This window comes from Micromonospora sp. NPDC048894 (genome assembly GCF_040649765.1).
Taxonomy (GTDB): Bacteria; Actinomycetota; Actinomycetes; order Mycobacteriales; family Micromonosporaceae; genus Micromonospora; species Micromonospora antibiotica.
The window spans coordinates 62261-78250 of the sequence record NZ_JBEZFY010000011.1 but is presented as its reverse complement, the minus strand read 5'-3'; the positions used below and the strand labels follow the sequence as shown (position 1 = coordinate 78250).

Here is a 15990-nt window from a genome sequence, read left to right as displayed (position 1 = left end):
TCGGGCACCCGGTCGCGACGGTCACGGCGGACGAGGCCACAGTGATCGTCGGTGTCGGTGCCGGGGGGAGTCGACCCTGCTGGTCGGTCTCCTAGCGTACGCGGGCCCGGGAAGGCCCGTCTCGGCACTGCTCCCGCTGACCGGGCCGGCCGTGACCGGCACCACATCCCCGCACCTGCGCCCACCCGTCGCGCCGGCCGTGTTCGTCGCCCGTCGCCCGCGTTCGCCCACCCCCGCCGCTCGTGCCCGCGTCTGCTGTCCGCCGCGCCCCGGCCCGCCCGCGCCCGCCGCCCGTGTTCGCCCTCGAACAAGGTTGTAGTGGTGTTCGAAGCTGCGGAGGCAACTACAACCAGGATCGAGCGCGATCTTGCTCGCGCGCGCCCGGAGCGGGGACGGGAGGTGGTGCGAGGGGCCGGGAGCGAGGGCGCGGTGGGAGGTGGGGTGAGGGTCGGTAGCGAGGGAGCTGGGGTGGGAGGTGGCTGGAAATGAGGGGTGGGCGGAGGGTGGAGGTCGGTTCAGTCTCGTGGGGTGGTGGCGCCCGTGTCGGGGGCGGCTGGGTCAGGGGTGGGCGGCTGGCTCGGGGGTGATGGCCGAGTCGGGGGCGTCCCGTTGGATGCGGCCCGGCCACCAGAAGCGGTCGCCGAGCACGAACGCCAGGGCCGGCACCAGCACCGTGCGCACCAGTAGTGTGTCGAGCAGCACACCGAGGCACACGATGATCCCGATCTGGGTCAGCAGGATCAGCGGCAGCACGCCCAGGACGGCGAAGACCGCAGCGAGCAGGATGCCCGCGCTGGTGATCACCCCGCCGGTGACCCGCAGGGCGGACAGCATCCCGTCCCGGGTGCCGGTGAGACGGGCGTCCTCCCGGGCCCGGGTGACCAGGAAGATGTTGTAGTCCACGCCGAGGGCGACGAGGAACACGAAGGCCAGCAGGAGCACTCCGCTGTCCAGCGCGGGGAAGCCCAGCACGTGGTCGAAGAGCAGCCAGGCCGCGCCGAGGCTGGCGAAGAAGGACGCGATCACGGTGAGCACCAGCAGCAGCGGGGCGAGCAGGCCGCGCAGCAGCAGCACCAGCACGGCGAGGACGAGCACCAGGATGATCGGCAGGATCAGCCACAGGTCGCGGGTGTTGGCCTCGTCGGAGTCGTACGTCGCGGCGACGGTGCCCCCGACGAGCGCGCCGTCGGGCGGGTCGACGCCCTCGACGGCCGGTGGGGCGGAGTCGGGTACAGCGGCGACGGCGTCGCGCAGCGCCTCGACGGCCCGGTCGGACGCCGGGGTGCCCGGTTCGTCGGTCAGCACCACGTCGACCTGGGCCACGTTGCCGCCGGCCAGGCCGGGCCGGGCGGAGGCGACGCCGGGCACGGCGGCGGCGACCCGGGTGACCGCCGGGGCGGCGGCCGGGTTGGTGAGGACGGCCACCGGCTGGGTGGTGCCGGCGGGGAAGGCGCGGGCCAGGGTCTGGGCTCCGGCGACCGCCTCCGGCTCGACCCGGAACTGTTCGGTCTCGGACAGGCCGGTGCGGATGCCGAGGCCGCCGAGGGCGAGGCCGGCGAGCAGCAGGGTGGCGAGCGCGGCGACGGGCACCGGGCGGCGGACCACGGCCGCGCCGAGCCGGCCCCACAGCTTGCCCTCGCGGGCCGGGCCGCCGACCCTGGGCACGAACGGCCAGAACAGCCCCCGGCCGAAGATGACCAGCACGGCGGGGAGCACGAACAGCGCCGAGAGCATGGCGAACACGACCCCGGTGGCGCAGGCCACGGCGAGCGCCCGGTTGGTCTCCTGCTCGGAGAGCAGCAGGGTGAGCACGCCGAGCACGACGGTGCCGCCGCTGGCCAGGATCGGTTCGGCGGTACGGCGTACGGCGGCGCGCATGGCGGCGAACCGGTCCTCGTGGCGGCGCAGTTCCTCCCGGTAGCGGGCGATGAGCAGCAGGGCGTAGTCGGTGGCGGCGCCGAAGACCAGCACGCTGGCGATGCCGGTGACCGCGCCCTCCTGGAGGTTGATGCCGACGGCCGGGACGATGGTGTCGACGGCCCGCAGGGTGAGCTGTTCGGTGGCGGCGACGACGATCAGCGGCACGATCCACAGGAACGGGCTGCGGTAGGTGATCAGCAGCAGCAGGGCGACCACGCCGGCGGTGACCGCGAGCAGGGTGATGTCGGCGCCTTCGAAGACCTTGGTCAGGTCGGCGGTGAAGGCGGGTGCCCCGGTGACCGCGACGGTGATCCCGTCGGGGAGGCCGCCGACGGCGTCGCGTACCTGGGCCACCTCGTCGGCGACGGCCTGCTGGCCGCCGGCGGTGTCCAGCGGGACGGCGAGCAGCGCGACGGTGCCGTCCGGGGAGACCTGGGGTGGGCTGACCTGACCGCCGACGGCGAGCCGGCCCAGCGCGTCGGAGCGTCCGGTGACGGCGGCCCGGTCGGCGTCGGTCAGGGCTGCGCCGTCGTCCCGGCTGACCACGACGATGGCCGGTTGGACGTCGCGTTGCGGCAGCTGTTCCTGGAGGCGTTCCACCTGGGTCGACTGCCACTGCACGGACAGGCCGGTGGTCGAGACGGGGGCGGGGTTGTCGGGCTTGGGCAGCCCGAAGACGATCGCGCCGACGACGATCGCGGCGACCACGGTGAGCCAGGCGGCGAGCCGGCTGCGGGCGACGCGGGTGAACAGAGACATCGGAGGCCCTCTTGGTCGGTGGGGACGCCGGACGGAGAGATAGCCCGCCCTTCGAGTATCTTGATGGACGAGATTATCGGTAGCTGTTCTATGCTGCAACCGGGCGCATCGACAGGGGGCGACGGCGGGCGTGGCAGCGCACGAGATGTATCGGCGGCGGGACGATCCGCGCGGGCGGATGGTGGCCGACATCACCAACGACCTGCGGCGTTACTCGGTGGACGCGCAGCACATCGGGCACGCCTTCGCCGGCCTGCACGGGCTCAACCCGACCGACCTGCACGCCCTGATCGCCGTGATGGACGCCGAGCTGCTCGGCGACCCGATCACCCCCGGCCGGCTGGGTGAACAGCTGAATCTCTCCTCCGGGTCGGTGACCGCGCTGATCGACCGGCTGGAACGCGCCGGGCACATCCGCCGCGACCGCGACACCGCCGACCGGCGCAAGGTGTTCCTGCACTACGCCGACCGGGGGGCCGCCCTGGCGATGAGCTTCTTCGGCCCGCTCGGGCGGCGTACCGACGAGGTGATGGCCCGGTTCACCGACGACGAGCTGGCGGTCGTGCAGCGGTTCATGACCACCATGGTCGCCTCGATGCGGGAGCACCGCGACGCCATGCGGGCCGCCCGCGCCGAGCCGTCCCGCCGCCCGGTGGACTGACCGTCGTGCTGGACCGCTCGCTCGCCCGACTCGCCGCCGCCGCGCTGCGGCTGCCGGCCGCGCCCACCCACCGGGTCGACGTCACCCGGGGCGGCGTGGTCCGGGCCCGCGACGGGGCGCGGCTGCGCACCGACCACTACGCCCCCCGGCTGCCCGGTGCGCCGACCGTGCTGATCCGCACGCCGTACGGGCGGGGCGGGCCGATGCGGCTGCTCGGTCGGCTGGTCGCCGGTCGCGGTTTCCACCTGGTGATCCAGTCCTGCCGGGGCACCGACGGCTCCGACGGGCTGTTCGACCCGCTGGTGCACGAGCGCGACGACGGGCTCGACACCGTCGACTGGTTGCGTCGGCAACCCTGGTACACCGGCCGGTTCGGCATGTTCGGGGCCAGCTACCAGGGTTTCGTCCAGTGGGCGCTGGCCGCCGACGCGGGGGAGGAGTTGGCCGCGATGGTCGCGGTGGTCACCGCCTCGGCCACCCGCGACTCGACGTACGCGGGGGAATCCTTCGCCCTGGACACCGTGTTGACCTGGGCCGAGCTGCTCCAGGCGCAGACCGTACCGTGGCTGGCCCGGCAGTGGGAGCTCAAGCGCGGGCAGCCCCGGCTGGCCGCCGCCCTGGCCCACCTGCCGCTGGCCGAGGCCGACCGGGTCGCGACCGGGGTGACCGTGCCGTTCTTCCAGGAGTGGCTGCACCACCACACCCCGGACGCCGACTACTGGCGGACCCGGGTCTTCGGCGCGCGGATCGCCGAGGTGCGCGCCCCGGTGACGATGGTCAGCGGCTGGCAGGACATCTTCCTGCCAGCCCAGCTCGCCGACCACGCCGCGCTGCGGGCGGCGGGCGTGCCCACCCGGCTCACCGTCGGCCCGTGGACGCACGGCAGCCCCGGCCTGCTGGCGGAGTCGCTGCGGGAGGGGCTGGGCTGGCTCGACGCCCACCTGCACGGCCGACCCGCGCCGCCGCGCGCCCCGGTGCGGGTGCACGTCGGCGGGGACGGCGGGGGCTGGCGTGACCTCCCCGACTGGCCGCCGCCGGCCACCGTGACCCCGTGGCACCTGCACGCCGGGGGCCGGCTCGCCCCGCAGCCACCGGCCGAATCGGCCCCGGACACCATCCGGTACGACCCCACCGACCCCACCCCGTCGCTGGGCGGTCCGCTGCTGGTCGCCCAGCGGGCCGGCCCGGTCGACAACCGTTCCGTCGAGGCCCGCCCCGACGTGCTGGTCTACACCAGTGCGGTGTTGACCGACCCGGTCGAGGTGGTCGGCCCGGTCCACGCGGAGATCCACGTCCGCAGCGAACTGTCGTACCTGGACGTCTTCGTGCGGCTCTGCGACGTGGACCGGCGCGGCCGGTCCTGGAACGTCGCCGACGGTCTGGTCCGGGTGGCCCCCGGCCGGTTCCCGGTCGACCCGGACGGGGTGACCCGGGTGCCGGTGGCACTGTGGCCGGTGGCGCACCGCTTCGCCGTGGGGCACCGGCTGCGGGTGCAGGTCTCAGGCGGTGCCCATCCCCGCTACGCGCGCAATCCCGGCACCGGCGAACCACTCGGGACGGCCATCACGCTCCGCGCAGGGCTGCGGCAGATCCTGCATGATCCATCGCATCCGTCGCGGCTGGTGCTGCCCACGGTCCCAGTCAACTCCCAGCTTCGACCTATCTGAAGACAATCCCTCTGAACTGGGCTTTTCTGGCAACTGTGGATATCGTCTCTCGCAACGCCCGATGACGTGCACCAGCGGTCGGGTCCGCTCTCCCAGCGGGCACTGCCTACGCGGAGTAGCGACGTTTCCGGCCCTGGCCTGGTGCTGAAGCAGTCGGCGCCCTGGTTCCGACTGCGGAGAGGGGGACGTCATGACGACGGCTCCGGCCAATCTGCTGGCGGTCCGCCGGCTCCTGCTCGACACCATCAAGAGCCTCGACCCGGCGGCGGTGGGGATCGTCGGCGATCCGGCCCACCGGGGCGGCTACCACACCGGCTCGGACCGGGTGGTCGCCAACGACTACTCCGTGGTGGAGTCACCCCGGGACTCCGCCGGCCTCACCCTCTATGCCTCAGGGTTGGACGTGGGCACGTTCAGCGTGCGGTCCGGGGGCGCGACCCACGACCTGCGGACGTTCTCCGAGTGGTGTGTCGCCCAGTGCCGGGCGAACACGGCGGACAGCCGCGACCTGCGGGAGATCATCTATTCGCCCGACGGCAAGGTCGTGCGGCGCTGGGACCGGCTCGGCAAGCGCAGCTCCGGCGACGACTCGCACCTGTGGCACACCCACTTCAGTTTCTTCCGCGACTCGACCAAGGCCGGACGGGACCAGACCTCGCTGTTCCGGCGCTACCTGACCGGCATCGGACTACTGGAAGGACCCGACATGACACCCGAAGAGCACGCCTGGCTGGAGACCGTCCACAAGAACCTGACCGTCCTGGACGGCCGGAACCCGGTGGGTCAGATCTACACCCGGATGGCGATGGGTGAGGACCACACCAACCCCGACTTCGTCGTCCCGCACCCGAGCCTGAAGTCGCTCGGCGCGCAGGTGGCCTCGCTGCAGACCGCGCTGGCCACCAAGGACTTCACCGACGAGCAAGCCATCATCACCGGCGTCCTGACCGGGCTCACCCCGGAGAAGATCGCCGCCGCCATCCCGCCCACCATCGCCAAGCAGGTCGCCGACGAGTTGGCCAAGCGGCTGGTCGCCTGACCCCCGACCCCGTGGGTACCCCGTCCGCCACGCCTCCTGTGACGGGGTACCCACGGTTGGCGACGGGCGGCCGGGGGTCACTCCCGTGCCCTGGCCCAGGTGAGGAAGCGGTCCGTCAACTCGTCGCGCCGGTCGGGGTGGAGCTGGGTGAGCTGCCGCTCGGCCTCGGTCATCAACGTGGCGAGATAGACGAGCAGGCCGGTCCGGTTGCCCCGGTACTCCACCAGCAGGCCCAGCCGGGCCGGCTGGCAGGGCCACTCCCCGCCGCAGTTGCGGCACCGCCAGAGCGGGCGCATGGCGACGTGGGGGATCACCCGACGGGCCGTCATCGGAGTCGCCACCCGGCGGCGCGGCTCCCCACCGTCGACGCCGGTCACCGGTGGGCCGCGCGCATCCGATGGGACGGCGTCCCGGCGCAGACCGGGTCGTCCGGGCCGGCAGCGACGTCGCGGGTTCTCCACCACCTGATCGGACCGGGCACGGCCTACCTCCTCGGAGACTGGAAGGGCCGCCCCCACGGGGGAGGGGGCGGCCCCGGCGGAGTCGGCCCGAGCCCTCGTCCGGCGTCGAGCAGGTCCGCATACGTGACAGTCTGCTGAGGTTGCCGTTACCGTCGGAAGGCATTCGCGTTGCACCGGAGCGGGCGTGCAGCGCCGACACCCTTCACGTACAGGAGTTGTGCAGATGGAACGTCTGCCCATGCTGGAACTGTTCGCCGGGGAGCTGCGCCGGCTGCGGACGAAGGCGGGACTGTCCCAGGAAGGGCTGGGTGACCTGGTCAACTACTCGGCCTCGCTGGTCGCCGCCGTCGAGCAGTGCCGTCGGCCGCCGCGCAAGGAGTTCGCCGAGCGCTGCGACACCGTGCTGGACACTGACGGCCTGCTGGCCCGGATCCGGGACGCCCAGATCCGGGAGAGCCTGCTGCCCTGGTTCCGCGAGTGGGTCACCATCGAGCAGGAGGCGACCGCACTCTGCTCGTTCCAGCAAACGGTCCTGCCCGGCCTGCTCCAGACCGAGGCATATGCCCGGGAACTCTTCGAGCGGGCCAGCCATTTCCTCGGTGACGACATCGAGCAGCAGGTCGCGGCGCGACTGGCCCGGCAGGAGATCCTGACCCGAGCTAACCCTCCGCTGTTCGTGGCGGTGCTCGACCACACCGTGCTGGAGCGCCCGGTCGGCGGGGCGAAGGTGATGCGGGAGCAGCTCCTGCACCTGCGGGACGTCGGCAGCCGGCCGAGGGTGCACCTGCACCTGGTGCCGAAGGGGACCGGGGCGTACCCCGGGCTGAACGGTGCCTTCGTGATCGCCACGCCGCCCGAGGGCGACGACATCGCCTACCTCGACAACCAGTTGCATGGATCGATCATCGAGCGGACGGCGGACGTACACTCGCTGCGACGGACCTGGGAATCGGTGCGCGCCGAGGCGTTACCCCACGGGGCCACCGTAAAGATGATCTCGGAGGCGGCAGATTCATGGACCTGACCGGCGCGATCTGGCACAAGAGCACCCGCAGCAGCGGCAACGGCGGTGACTGTGTGGAGGTGGCCGCCAACCTGCCCGGTGTCGTCGGCGTCCGCGACAGCAAGGATGAGGCGGGCCCGGTGCTCAGCTTCGCGCCGGCCGCCTGGCGGTCGTTCCTGGGCCTCGTCAAGCGGTCCTGACACCACCGCACCCCGCCCGGACGGCCGGTGGCGGCTTTCCCCGAGGGGCGGCCCGTGACCGCTTCCTCGCCGGGCGGCCGTGACGGTTCCTCGCCGGGCGGCCCATGATCACTGCTTCCCTCGGCCGGGGGGCCGTGACCGCCCTCCCCGCCCTCGCCCGAACGCGTGATGTCTTCCTGCCGGACGGACGGGACCGTGCCTCCCCGCCCCGACGGCGGAGTTCGCTCGGTCCGGCGGAACGGCGGGCAGGATGCGCCGCAATGGTGCCCAGGTAGCGGTGTCACGGCGGGCGGGATAGCGCTACAACGGCCCCCTTGAGTCGATCATGGTCGTGCCGGGCCGTACCGGTGCCGTCACCGGGTGATGGTGGTCGACAGCGCTCGGTGGCGGCGGCCGAAGCCGCCGCCACCGGCACGGACCTACAGCGGGCGGACGTTCTCCGCCTGCGGGCCCTTCTGCCCCTGGGTCACATCGAACTCGACCTTCTGGGCCTCCTGCAGTTCCCGGTATCCGCTACTGGCGATCGCCGAGTAGTGGACGAAGACGTCGGGGCCGCCGCCGTCCTGCTCGATGAAGCCGAAGCCCTTTTCCGAGTTGAACCACTTGACCGTGCCGGTTGCCATGCATCTCTCCCTGTTTACAACGGGTGATCCCGCCGCTGCGGCGGATGATCGCCCTGTACTGCCCCGACAGTAACCGGCCGATCCGGTTTTTGCCGGCTGAAGTGCCGCAGGAAGTTACGGGGAAACTCGCGGGTCAGCCCGGAATACCACTCTTCGGGCGGTCCGGTCCGGGACACTCGACCGGTGAACGGACCGAGCACCGCCGCGTTGGCCGAGCTGGAGCGGGAGATCGACGCACCGGGGGACGGGCTGGACCGGCTCCGGCTGGTGCCGACGCCGTTCGTGCCCGAGGTGCGGCTGCACCTCGCCGAGGACGCGATCGTCTGGTGGGCACGAATGGAGGCGGCGGCCGGCCGTGCCCTGCCGCCACCGTTCTGGGCCTCGGCCTGGGCCGGTGGTCAGGCGCTCGCCCGTCACCTGCTCGATCACCCCGACCTGGTCGCCGGTCGCCGGGTGCTCGACCTGGCCGCCGGCTCCGGACTGGTCGCCATCGCCGCCGCGCTCGGCGGTGCCACCCAGGTCGTCGCCAACGACGTGGACCCGTACGCGGTGGCGGCGGTGACCGTCAACGCGCGGGCCAACCGGGTACGGGTGCAGGCCCGTTCCGGTGACCTGCTCGACGACGACGGCACCCAGGCCGAGCTGCTGGTCGCCGGGGACGTCCTCTACGACCGGGAACTGGCCGAGCGGGTGCTGCCCTACCTGCGACGGGCCGCCCAGGGTGGGACGCAGGTGCTGGTCGGTGACCCGGACCGGGGCCACCTGCCGTGGGACGTGCTGGAGGTGGTGGCCAGCTATCCGGTGCCCACCACCGAGCCGTCCGTCGACTCCCCGGTCCGCCGGGTGCAGGTGCTGCGTCCCCGGTGAACCCCGCAGGCCAACCAGGGCACCCCGAGATAATTCGGGGAGTGATCAGGGTCGCGACCCGATGCGCCGGAGCACCCCCGAGCCGTAGCGTCGGCTCGTGCTCGACGAACTGGCCCGACTCGGTGACCTGCCCACCGCTCTGCTGATGGCGGCGCTCGGGCTGGTGATGCTCGCCGACGCCGTACCGCTGCTCGGTGTGCTCGTCCCCGGCGACGTGGCGATCCTCGCGGCGGTGGGGGTGGGTCGGCCCCTCGCCGGTGTCGCGACCATGGTGGCGGTGGTCGTCGGCTGCCTCGCCGGCTGGTCGCTGAGCTTCCTCGCCGGGCGGATCTACGGGGAGCGGCTGCGGCACAGCCGGGTCGGTGGCTGGATCGGCGAGGGGCGCTGGTCGGCCGCCGAGCAACTGCTGCGCTCCGGTGGCGGGCGGATGGTGCTTGTCGCACCCTTCCTGCCGGTGTTCAACACGCTGCTGCCGCTGGCCGCCGGGGGCCTGCGGATGTCGTACCGCCGGTTCGTCACGTGTGCCGCGCTCGGCGCGGCGGCGTGGGCCGGTCTCTATCTGGCGCTGGGGGTGGCGTCACGGGCCCTGGCCGGGCTGCTGCCCGGCGATCCGCTGCTGGTCACCATGGGGGTGGGCCTGGTGCTGGCCGGTCTGGTGCTGCTGGGCACCCGACGTCGGCTACGGACGGTGACCGCCCTCGGTCAGGCCGGCTGACCGCTGCCGACCCGGTGACCGGCATCCGCCCCGGTGACCGGCGTTCGCCCGGTCACCGGGTGTGAGCCCGCCACCGGGTGCCCCGGGTCACCAGCCGCGCGCCCGCCACTGCGGCAGCGACGCCCGCTCCGCCCCGAGGGTGCTGTCGGCACCGTGCCCCGGATAGAACCAGGTGTCGTCGGGCAGCCGGTCGAACAGCTTGTGCTCGACGTCGTCGATGAGCTGGCCGAACCGCTGCGGGTCCCGGTCGGTGTTGCCGACCCCGCCGGGAAACAGCGAATCCCCGGTGAAAAGGTGCGGGGTGCCGGCCGGGTCGCGGTAGAGCAGCGCGATCGACCCCGGGGTGTGCCCCTTGACGTGGATCACCTCCAACGTCTGCTCGCCCACCGTCACGGTGTCGCCGTCGGTCAGGGCCTGCGCCGCGATCGGCAGCCCCTCGGCGTCGTCGGCGTGCACCAGGGCCTGGGCGCCGGTGGTGGCGACGACCTCCTCCAACGCCACCCAGTGGTCCATGTGCCGGTGGGTGGTGACCACCGAGGTCAGGCCGGCGTCGCCGATCAGGTCGAGCAGCCGTGGTGCCTCGTTCGCGGCGTCGATCAGGACCTGCGCCCCGGTGTCGCGGCAGCGCAGCAGGTAGGCGTTGTTGTCCATCGGGCCGACCGACAGCTTGCTGACGGTGAGTCGGTCCAGTTCCCGGACGGCGGGCGGGCCGCCGTGGGTGACGTCTCCGGTGTAGCTCATGGGCGGTCTATATCCATTCGGGTGGGGTCGGGAGGGGACCGTCCGGGGTGACGGTCAACACGTCGCCGCTGCTGCGGCCGATCAACCAGGCGACCAGTTCGGCGGCGGGGCCGGCGACCTGCGGGGCGTCCTGCGGGTCGCCCACCACCAGCTCCGGCCGGTTACCGTCGGCGGGCCGTAGCACCAGCGCCGGGGCGTCCGGCCGCTCGGCGAGCCCGCCGGCCACCTCGTGCAGCAGGTGCTGGGCGAACGCGGCCGGCCAGTCCGCCGGCCGGTAGCCGGTGCCCAGGTCGACGTGGTGCACCTCCAGCTCGCGCCACCGGCCCCAGAGCACCAGGGCGACCGGCCACGGGCCGCGTCGGGTCTGCACGGTGCCCTGCCACGCGTGCGCCGGCATCGCGGCCACCGCCTCGGTGAACCGGTCGGTGCTGCGACGCAGGTCGGCCAGCAGTTCGGCGGGCGGCCGGTCGGCACCGGCGGCGATGTCGGCGTCCCGCGCGGCGTCGCTGGCGTACATCGGGATGTTCTGCCCGGTTCGGGCGGAGGTGAGCAGGTTGACGAACCCGTCGGCGTTGCGGGCCAGGTGGGTCAGCACGTGGCCCCGGGTCCAGCCGGGCAGCAGGCTGGCAGCCGCGACGGCCGCCGCGTCGAGCCCGGCCGTGGTGTCCAGCAGACGGGCGGCGGCGTCGGTCACCGCACCGGTCAACAGCAGTGGATCCGTGGTCACGCCACGACCCTAACGGTCCGGGGAGCGTTGCGCCGCCGGGGAATTCGCTTTCGGCGCGTCGGTGCGACGCCTACCGTCGGCTACGACGCGGTACCGGGACGACGGACGGGGTGGTGATCATGCCGGTAGCAGGACGCGTGTTCGGCCACGACCAGCCCCGACCCCGGTGAGGATGACATGACCATCGATCTGACCGCTCTCGGCCTGGACGCCGAGCGGGCGGCGTACGCGCGACGGCGGCCGGACCGCCGGCCCGGCCGGGTGGCCCGGGTCGACCGGGGGGTGTGCACCGTGCTCGCCGCGGACGGACCGGTCCGGGCCAGTCTGGGCCCGGCGGTGCTGGCCGCCGCCGCCCGTGACCTGACCGCGTTGCCGTGCGCCGGTGACTGGGTGCTGCTGGCCCGCTGGCCGGACGGCCCGGTGACCGTCGACGCGGTGCTGCCCCGACGGACCGCGCTGATCCGCCGGACCGCCGGCAAGGACGCCAGCGGTCAGGTGCTCGCCGCCAACCTCGACGCCGCGGCGGTGGTCGAGCCGGTGCACCCGGAGCCGGACGCCGCCCGGATCGAACGGCTGCTCGCGCTGGCCCACGAGTCGGGGGCCACCCCGCTGGTGGTGCTCACCAAGGTCGACCTGGCCGCCGACCCGCAGGCGGTGGCCCGGCAACTCGCCGCGGTGGCCCCCGGGGTGCCGGTGCTGCCGGTCAGCGCCGAGCAGGGCACCGGCCTGGCACCGCTGCGTCCGCTGGTCGCCCCGGGGCGCACGCTGGCCCTGCTCGGCCCGTCCGGAGCGGGCAAGTCCAGCCTGGTCAACGCCCTGGTCGGGGCGGACGTCATGCCGACCCAGGCGATCCGACGCGTCGACGGCAAGGGTCGGCACACCACCACCTGGCGGGCGCTGGTCCCGGTGCCCGGTGGCGGGGCGGTGCTGGACACCCCCGGGGTCCGGGCGGTCGGCCTGCTCGACGGGCACGCCGGCCTGGACCGGGCGTTCACCGACATCGCCGAGCTGGCCACCGGCTGCCGGTACGCCGACTGCGGGCACACCGCCGAGCCGGCCTGCGCGGTGCGGGAGGCGCTGGAGAACGGGGAACTGTCGCCCCGGCGCTGGGAGAGCTGGCGTCGGCTCCAGCGGGAGGTGGCCTACGAGGGTGGCCGTCGGCAGAGCCGGCTGGCCGCCGAGCGGCGGGGCGGTTGGCGAGGGGGTCGACGCCGGCCGGCCCGGCCGACCACGCCACCGCTGCCGGGCGGCTTCTGACCGGTGCCCGGACCGGCCGACAGCGGTCGGGTCGGGCACCGGGTCGGTGTGCCGCCGCGGTGCCGGTCCGAGCTGTGGCGCGGGCCGGGCGGTGGCTGACCTGACCGGTGTGAGCTGGGGGAGTGTGGGCGTGCACGAAGTTGTCGTACCCCGGGGCTAAAGTTGCCGGGGCGTTCCTTCGCGCCCGTGAAACTGCTCAACTCACTCCGCAAACCGCTCAGATCACCCTCGTAGCGGACAGATCCGCCTCACATTCTTCTTTCGGGAGCACCCGCACCGTGGCCGACCGTCTGATCATCCGTGGCGCGCGCGAGCACAACCTGCGTGACGTCAGTCTCGACCTGCCCCGGGACGCGCTGATCGTCTTCACCGGGCTGTCCGGCTCCGGCAAGTCGAGCCTGGCCTTCGACACCATCTTCGCCGAGGGGCAGCGCCGCTACGTCGAGTCGTTGTCGTCGTACGCGCGGCAGTTCCTCGGCCAGATGGACAAGCCCGACGTCGACTTCATCGAAGGGCTGAGCCCGGCCGTCTCCATCGACCAGAAGTCCACCTCGCGCAACCCGCGCTCCACCGTCGGCACCATCACCGAGGTCTACGACTACCTGCGGCTGCTCTTCGCCCGCATCGGTGAGCCGCACTGCCCGGTCTGCGGCGAGCGGATCTCCCGGCAGAGCCCCCAGCAGATCGTCGACCGGGTGTTGACGATGGCCGAGGGGACCAGGTTCATGGTGCTCGCCCCGGTGGTCCGGGGTCGCAAGGGCGAGTACGTCGACCTCTTCGCCGAACTCCAGGCCAAGGGCTACGCCCGGGCCCGGGTCGACGGGGTGGTGCACCCGCTGACCGAGCCGCCCAAGCTCAAGAAGCAGGAGAAGCACACCATCGAGGTGGTGATCGACCGGCTCAGCGTCAAGGCGGGCGCCAAGCAGCGGCTGACCGACTCGGTGGAGGCCGCGCTCGGCCTCTCCGACGGCCTGGTGCTGCTCGACTTCGTCGACCTGGCCGAGGACGACCCGGCCCGGGAACGTCGCTACTCCGAGCACCTGGCCTGCCCCAACGACCACCCGTTGGCGATCGAGGACCTGGAACCCCGGGTCTTCTCGTTCAACGCGCCCTACGGGGCCTGCCCGGAGTGCACCGGCCTGGGCACCAAGAAGGAGGTCGACCCGGAGCTGGTCGTCCCCGACCCGGAGCGCACCCTGCGCGAGGGCGCGCTGCAACCCTGGGCGACCGGGCACAACCTGGAGTACTTCCTGCGCCTGCTGGAGGCGCTCGGCGAGAGCCAGCACTTCGACGTCGACACCCCGTGGCGGGCGCTGCCGGCGCGGGCGCAAAAGACCATCCTGCACGGCTCCGACGACCAGGTGCACGTCCGCTACCGCAACAAGTTCGGCCGGGAGCGGTCCTACTACACCGGCTTCGAGGGCGTGGTGCAGTGGATCGAGCGGCGGCACACCGACACCGAGAGCGAGTGGTCGCGGGACAAGTACGAGGGCTACATGCGCGACGTGCCCTGCGCGGCCTGCGGCGGCACCCGGCTCAAGCCCGAGGTGCTGGCGGTCACCATCGCCGGCAAGAGCATCGCCGAGGTGTGCAACCTGTCGGTGGGCGAGGCGGCCGAGCTGCTCGCCGGCATCGCGCTGACCGACCGGCAGAAGATGATCGCCGAGCGGGTGCTCAAGGAGATCAACGCCCGGCTGCGGTTCCTGCTCGACGTCGGCCTGGACTACCTCTCGCTGGACCGGGCGGCCGGCACCCTGTCCGGTGGCGAGGCGCAGCGCATCCGGCTCGCCACCCAGATCGGCTCCGGCCTGGTCGGCGTGCTCTACGTGCTCGACGAGCCGTCGATCGGCCTGCACCAGCGGGACAACCACCGGCTGATCGAGACCCTGCTGCGGCTGCGCGGCCTGGGCAACACGCTGATCGTGGTCGAGCACGACGAGGACACCATCCGGGTCGCCGACTGGATCGTCGACATCGGGCCCGGCGCGGGGGAGCACGGCGGCCGGATCGTGCACAGCGGCTCGGTGCCGGAGCTGCTGGACAATCCCGAGTCGGTGACCGGGGCGTACCTGTCGGGCCGGCGGGAGATCCCGACACCGCAGCAGCGTCGACCGCAGACGCCGGAGCGGGAGCTGGTGGTGCACGGGGCGCGCGAGCACAACCTGCGCAACCTGACCGTGCCGTTCCCGCTGGGGCAGCTCATCGCGGTCACCGGGGTCTCCGGCTCGGGCAAGTCGACGCTGGTCAACGACATTCTCTATGCGGTGCTGGCCAACCAGATCAACGGCGCGCGGCTGGTGCCGGGCCGGCACACCCGGGTCTCCGGGCTGGAGCACGTCGACAAGGTGGTCGGCGTCGACCAGTCGCCGATCGGCCGTACCCCGCGCTCCAACCCGGCGACCTACACCGGGGTCTGGGACCACGTCCGCAAGCTGTTCGCCGAGACCACCGAGGCCAAGGTCCGGGGGTACGGCCCCGGCCGGTTCTCGTTCAACGTCAAGGGTGGCCGCTGCGAGGCGTGCTCCGGCGACGGCACCATCAAGATCGAGATGAACTTCCTGCCGGACGTCTACGTCCCGTGCGAGGTCTGCAAGGGCGCCCGGTACAACCGGGAGACCCTGGAGGTGCACTACAAGGGCAAGACCGTCTCCGACGTGCTGGAGATGCCGATCGAGGAGGCGGCCGAGTTCTTCTCCGCCATCCCCGCCATCCACCGGCACCTGCGCACGCTCAACGACGTGGGTCTGGGTTACGTCCGGCTGGGTCAGCCCGCGCCGACGCTGTCCGGCGGTGAGGCGCAGCGGGTCAAGCTGGCCTCCGAGTTGCAGAAGCGTTCCACCGGTCGCACGGTCTACGTGCTCGACGAGCCCACCACCGGCCTGCACTTCGAGGACATCCGCAAGCTGCTGATGGTGCTGGAGGGCCTGGTCGACAAGGGCAACACGGTGATCACCATCGAGCACAACCTCGACGTGATCAAGACGGCCGACTGGCTGATCGACATGGGCCCGGAGGGCGGTCACCGGGGCGGCACGGTGCTCGCCACCGGCACCCCGGAGGAGGTCGCCGAGGTCGCCGAGAGCCACACCGGCCAGTTCCTGCGCTCGGTGCTCAAGCTCGACGGCCAGGCCCGGGGGGCGAAGGCGGCGGTGACCCGGGCGTCCCGGGCCAACGGTGCGACGCCGAAGGCGCGTACCCGCAAGGTGCCCGCCGCAGCCCGCTGACCCGGCGGGTCGACGACCGGCCCCGCCCCGGGGTCCGGCGCGGACATTCCCGGGCGGGTGGGGTGAACCGTCGGGCACAGTGGTGCGTGTGCTCCAGTGAGGCCGCGATGGTCGACGACCTGCGGC

At 72.8% G+C, this 15990-nt stretch carries 14 protein-coding genes; 9 read left to right on the top strand and 5 right to left on the bottom strand.

The window, feature by feature from the left end:
* Window positions 1-558 precede the first annotated feature (558 nt).
* The gene (locus AB0C22_RS22870; protein ID WP_357536880.1) at window positions 559-2679 is read right to left on the bottom strand and encodes an efflux RND transporter permease subunit; all 2121 of its coding nucleotides are present in this window, start codon (window positions 2677-2679) and stop codon (window positions 559-561) included.
* 145 nt (window positions 2680-2824) lie between these two features.
* Here AB0C22_RS22870 and AB0C22_RS22865 point away from each other — a divergent pair, with 145 nt between their 5' ends.
* The 3 genes from AB0C22_RS22865 (at window position 2825) to AB0C22_RS22855 (ending at window position 6046) form a co-directional block, all read left to right on the top strand.
* The gene (locus AB0C22_RS22865; protein ID WP_357536878.1) at window positions 2825-3340 is read left to right on the top strand and encodes a MarR family transcriptional regulator; all 516 of its coding nucleotides are present in this window, start codon (window positions 2825-2827) and stop codon (window positions 3338-3340) included.
* Window positions 3341-3348: 8 nt separating this feature from the next.
* A complete protein-coding gene (locus AB0C22_RS22860) occupies window positions 3349-5007 on the top strand; it encodes a CocE/NonD family hydrolase (protein WP_357536985.1) in 1659 nt (552 codons plus the stop codon).
* Window positions 5008-5197: 190 nt separating this feature from the next.
* Window positions 5198-6046, top strand: coding sequence for a hypothetical protein (locus AB0C22_RS22855; protein ID WP_357536876.1), 849 nt, complete (start codon window positions 5198-5200; stop codon window positions 6044-6046).
* A gap of 77 nt (window positions 6047-6123) precedes the next feature.
* Here AB0C22_RS22855 and AB0C22_RS22850 read toward each other — a convergent pair whose 3' ends face one another.
* Window positions 6124-6423 carry a flavin reductase gene (locus AB0C22_RS22850; protein WP_357536874.1) on the bottom strand — a complete coding sequence of 100 codons (300 nt, stop codon included), beginning with the start codon at window positions 6421-6423 and terminating at the stop codon, window positions 6124-6126.
* A 307-nt stretch (window positions 6424-6730) separates the two neighbouring features.
* Between AB0C22_RS22850 and AB0C22_RS22845 the strand changes: the two genes are divergently transcribed.
* Window positions 6731-7531 carry a helix-turn-helix transcriptional regulator gene (locus tag AB0C22_RS22845; RefSeq protein ID WP_357536872.1) on the top strand — a complete coding sequence of 267 codons (801 nt, stop codon included), beginning with the start codon at window positions 6731-6733 and terminating at the stop codon, window positions 7529-7531.
* Entirely contained in the window at window positions 7522-7710 is a 189-nt protein-coding gene (locus AB0C22_RS22840) for a DUF397 domain-containing protein (protein WP_219463759.1), read from the top strand. The genes AB0C22_RS22845 and AB0C22_RS22840 overlap by 10 nt, the downstream gene beginning before the upstream one ends.
* A gap of 419 nt (window positions 7711-8129) precedes the next feature.
* Here AB0C22_RS22840 and AB0C22_RS22835 read toward each other — a convergent pair whose 3' ends face one another.
* Complete coding sequence (locus tag AB0C22_RS22835; protein WP_091237353.1) at window positions 8130-8333, bottom strand: cold-shock protein; 204 nt, start codon at window positions 8331-8333, stop codon at window positions 8130-8132.
* A 228-nt stretch (window positions 8334-8561) separates the two neighbouring features.
* On the opposite strand from AB0C22_RS22835, the gene AB0C22_RS22830 reads away from it, so the two are divergent.
* Both AB0C22_RS22830 and AB0C22_RS22825 read left to right on the top strand, forming a co-directional pair.
* Entirely contained in the window at window positions 8562-9200 is a 639-nt protein-coding gene (locus tag AB0C22_RS22830) for a 50S ribosomal protein L11 methyltransferase (protein WP_357536983.1), read from the top strand.
* Between the two features lie 97 nt (window positions 9201-9297).
* Window positions 9298-9915 carry a VTT domain-containing protein gene (locus tag AB0C22_RS22825; protein ID WP_208569215.1) on the top strand — a complete coding sequence of 206 codons (618 nt, stop codon included), beginning with the start codon at window positions 9298-9300 and terminating at the stop codon, window positions 9913-9915.
* Between the two features lie 87 nt (window positions 9916-10002).
* On the opposite strand, the gene AB0C22_RS22820 is transcribed toward AB0C22_RS22825, so the two are convergent.
* Together AB0C22_RS22820 and AB0C22_RS22815 are read right to left on the bottom strand one after the other, a co-directional pair.
* Window positions 10003-10656 (bottom strand): MBL fold metallo-hydrolase, encoded by a 654-nt coding sequence (locus AB0C22_RS22820; protein WP_357536870.1) that lies wholly within the window; start codon window positions 10654-10656, stop codon window positions 10003-10005.
* A 7-nt stretch (window positions 10657-10663) separates the two neighbouring features.
* Complete coding sequence (locus tag AB0C22_RS22815; protein WP_357536868.1) at window positions 10664-11383, bottom strand: maleylpyruvate isomerase family mycothiol-dependent enzyme; 720 nt, start codon at window positions 11381-11383, stop codon at window positions 10664-10666.
* 177 nt (window positions 11384-11560) lie between these two features.
* Between AB0C22_RS22815 and rsgA the strand changes: the two genes are divergently transcribed.
* Both rsgA and uvrA read left to right on the top strand, forming a co-directional pair.
* Window positions 11561-12640 (top strand): ribosome small subunit-dependent GTPase A, encoded by a 1080-nt coding sequence (gene rsgA / locus AB0C22_RS22810; protein ID WP_357536866.1) that lies wholly within the window; start codon window positions 11561-11563, stop codon window positions 12638-12640.
* 278 nt (window positions 12641-12918) lie between these two features.
* Window positions 12919-15864, top strand: coding sequence for an excinuclease ABC subunit UvrA (uvrA, locus tag AB0C22_RS22805; protein WP_357536864.1), 2946 nt, complete (start codon window positions 12919-12921; stop codon window positions 15862-15864).
* Window positions 15865-15990 lie beyond the last annotated feature (126 nt).

Bases quoted from the DNA above. Each gene is read 5' to 3' on its own strand.
- AB0C22_RS22870 (WP_357536880.1), bottom strand. From the start codon at position 2,679: ATGTCTCTGTTCACCCGCGTCGCCCGCAGCCGGCTCGCCGCCTGGCTC.
- AB0C22_RS22865 (WP_357536878.1), top strand. From the start codon at position 2,825: ATGTATCGGCGGCGGGACGATCCGCGCGGGCGGATGGTGGCCGACATC.
- AB0C22_RS22855 (WP_357536876.1), top strand. From the start codon at position 5,198: ATGACGACGGCTCCGGCCAATCTGCTGGCGGTCCGCCGGCTCCTGCTC.
- AB0C22_RS22845 (WP_357536872.1), top strand. From the start codon at position 6,731: ATGGAACGTCTGCCCATGCTGGAACTGTTCGCCGGGGAGCTGCGCCGG.
- AB0C22_RS22840 (WP_219463759.1), top strand. From the start codon at position 7,522: ATGGACCTGACCGGCGCGATCTGGCACAAGAGCACCCGCAGCAGCGGC.
- AB0C22_RS22835 (WP_091237353.1), bottom strand. From the start codon at position 8,333: ATGGCAACCGGCACGGTCAAGTGGTTCAACTCGGAAAAGGGCTTCGGC.
- AB0C22_RS22820 (WP_357536870.1), bottom strand. From the start codon at position 10,656: ATGAGCTACACCGGAGACGTCACCCACGGCGGCCCGCCCGCCGTCCGG.
- rsgA (WP_357536866.1), top strand. From the start codon at position 11,561: ATGACCATCGATCTGACCGCTCTCGGCCTGGACGCCGAGCGGGCGGCG.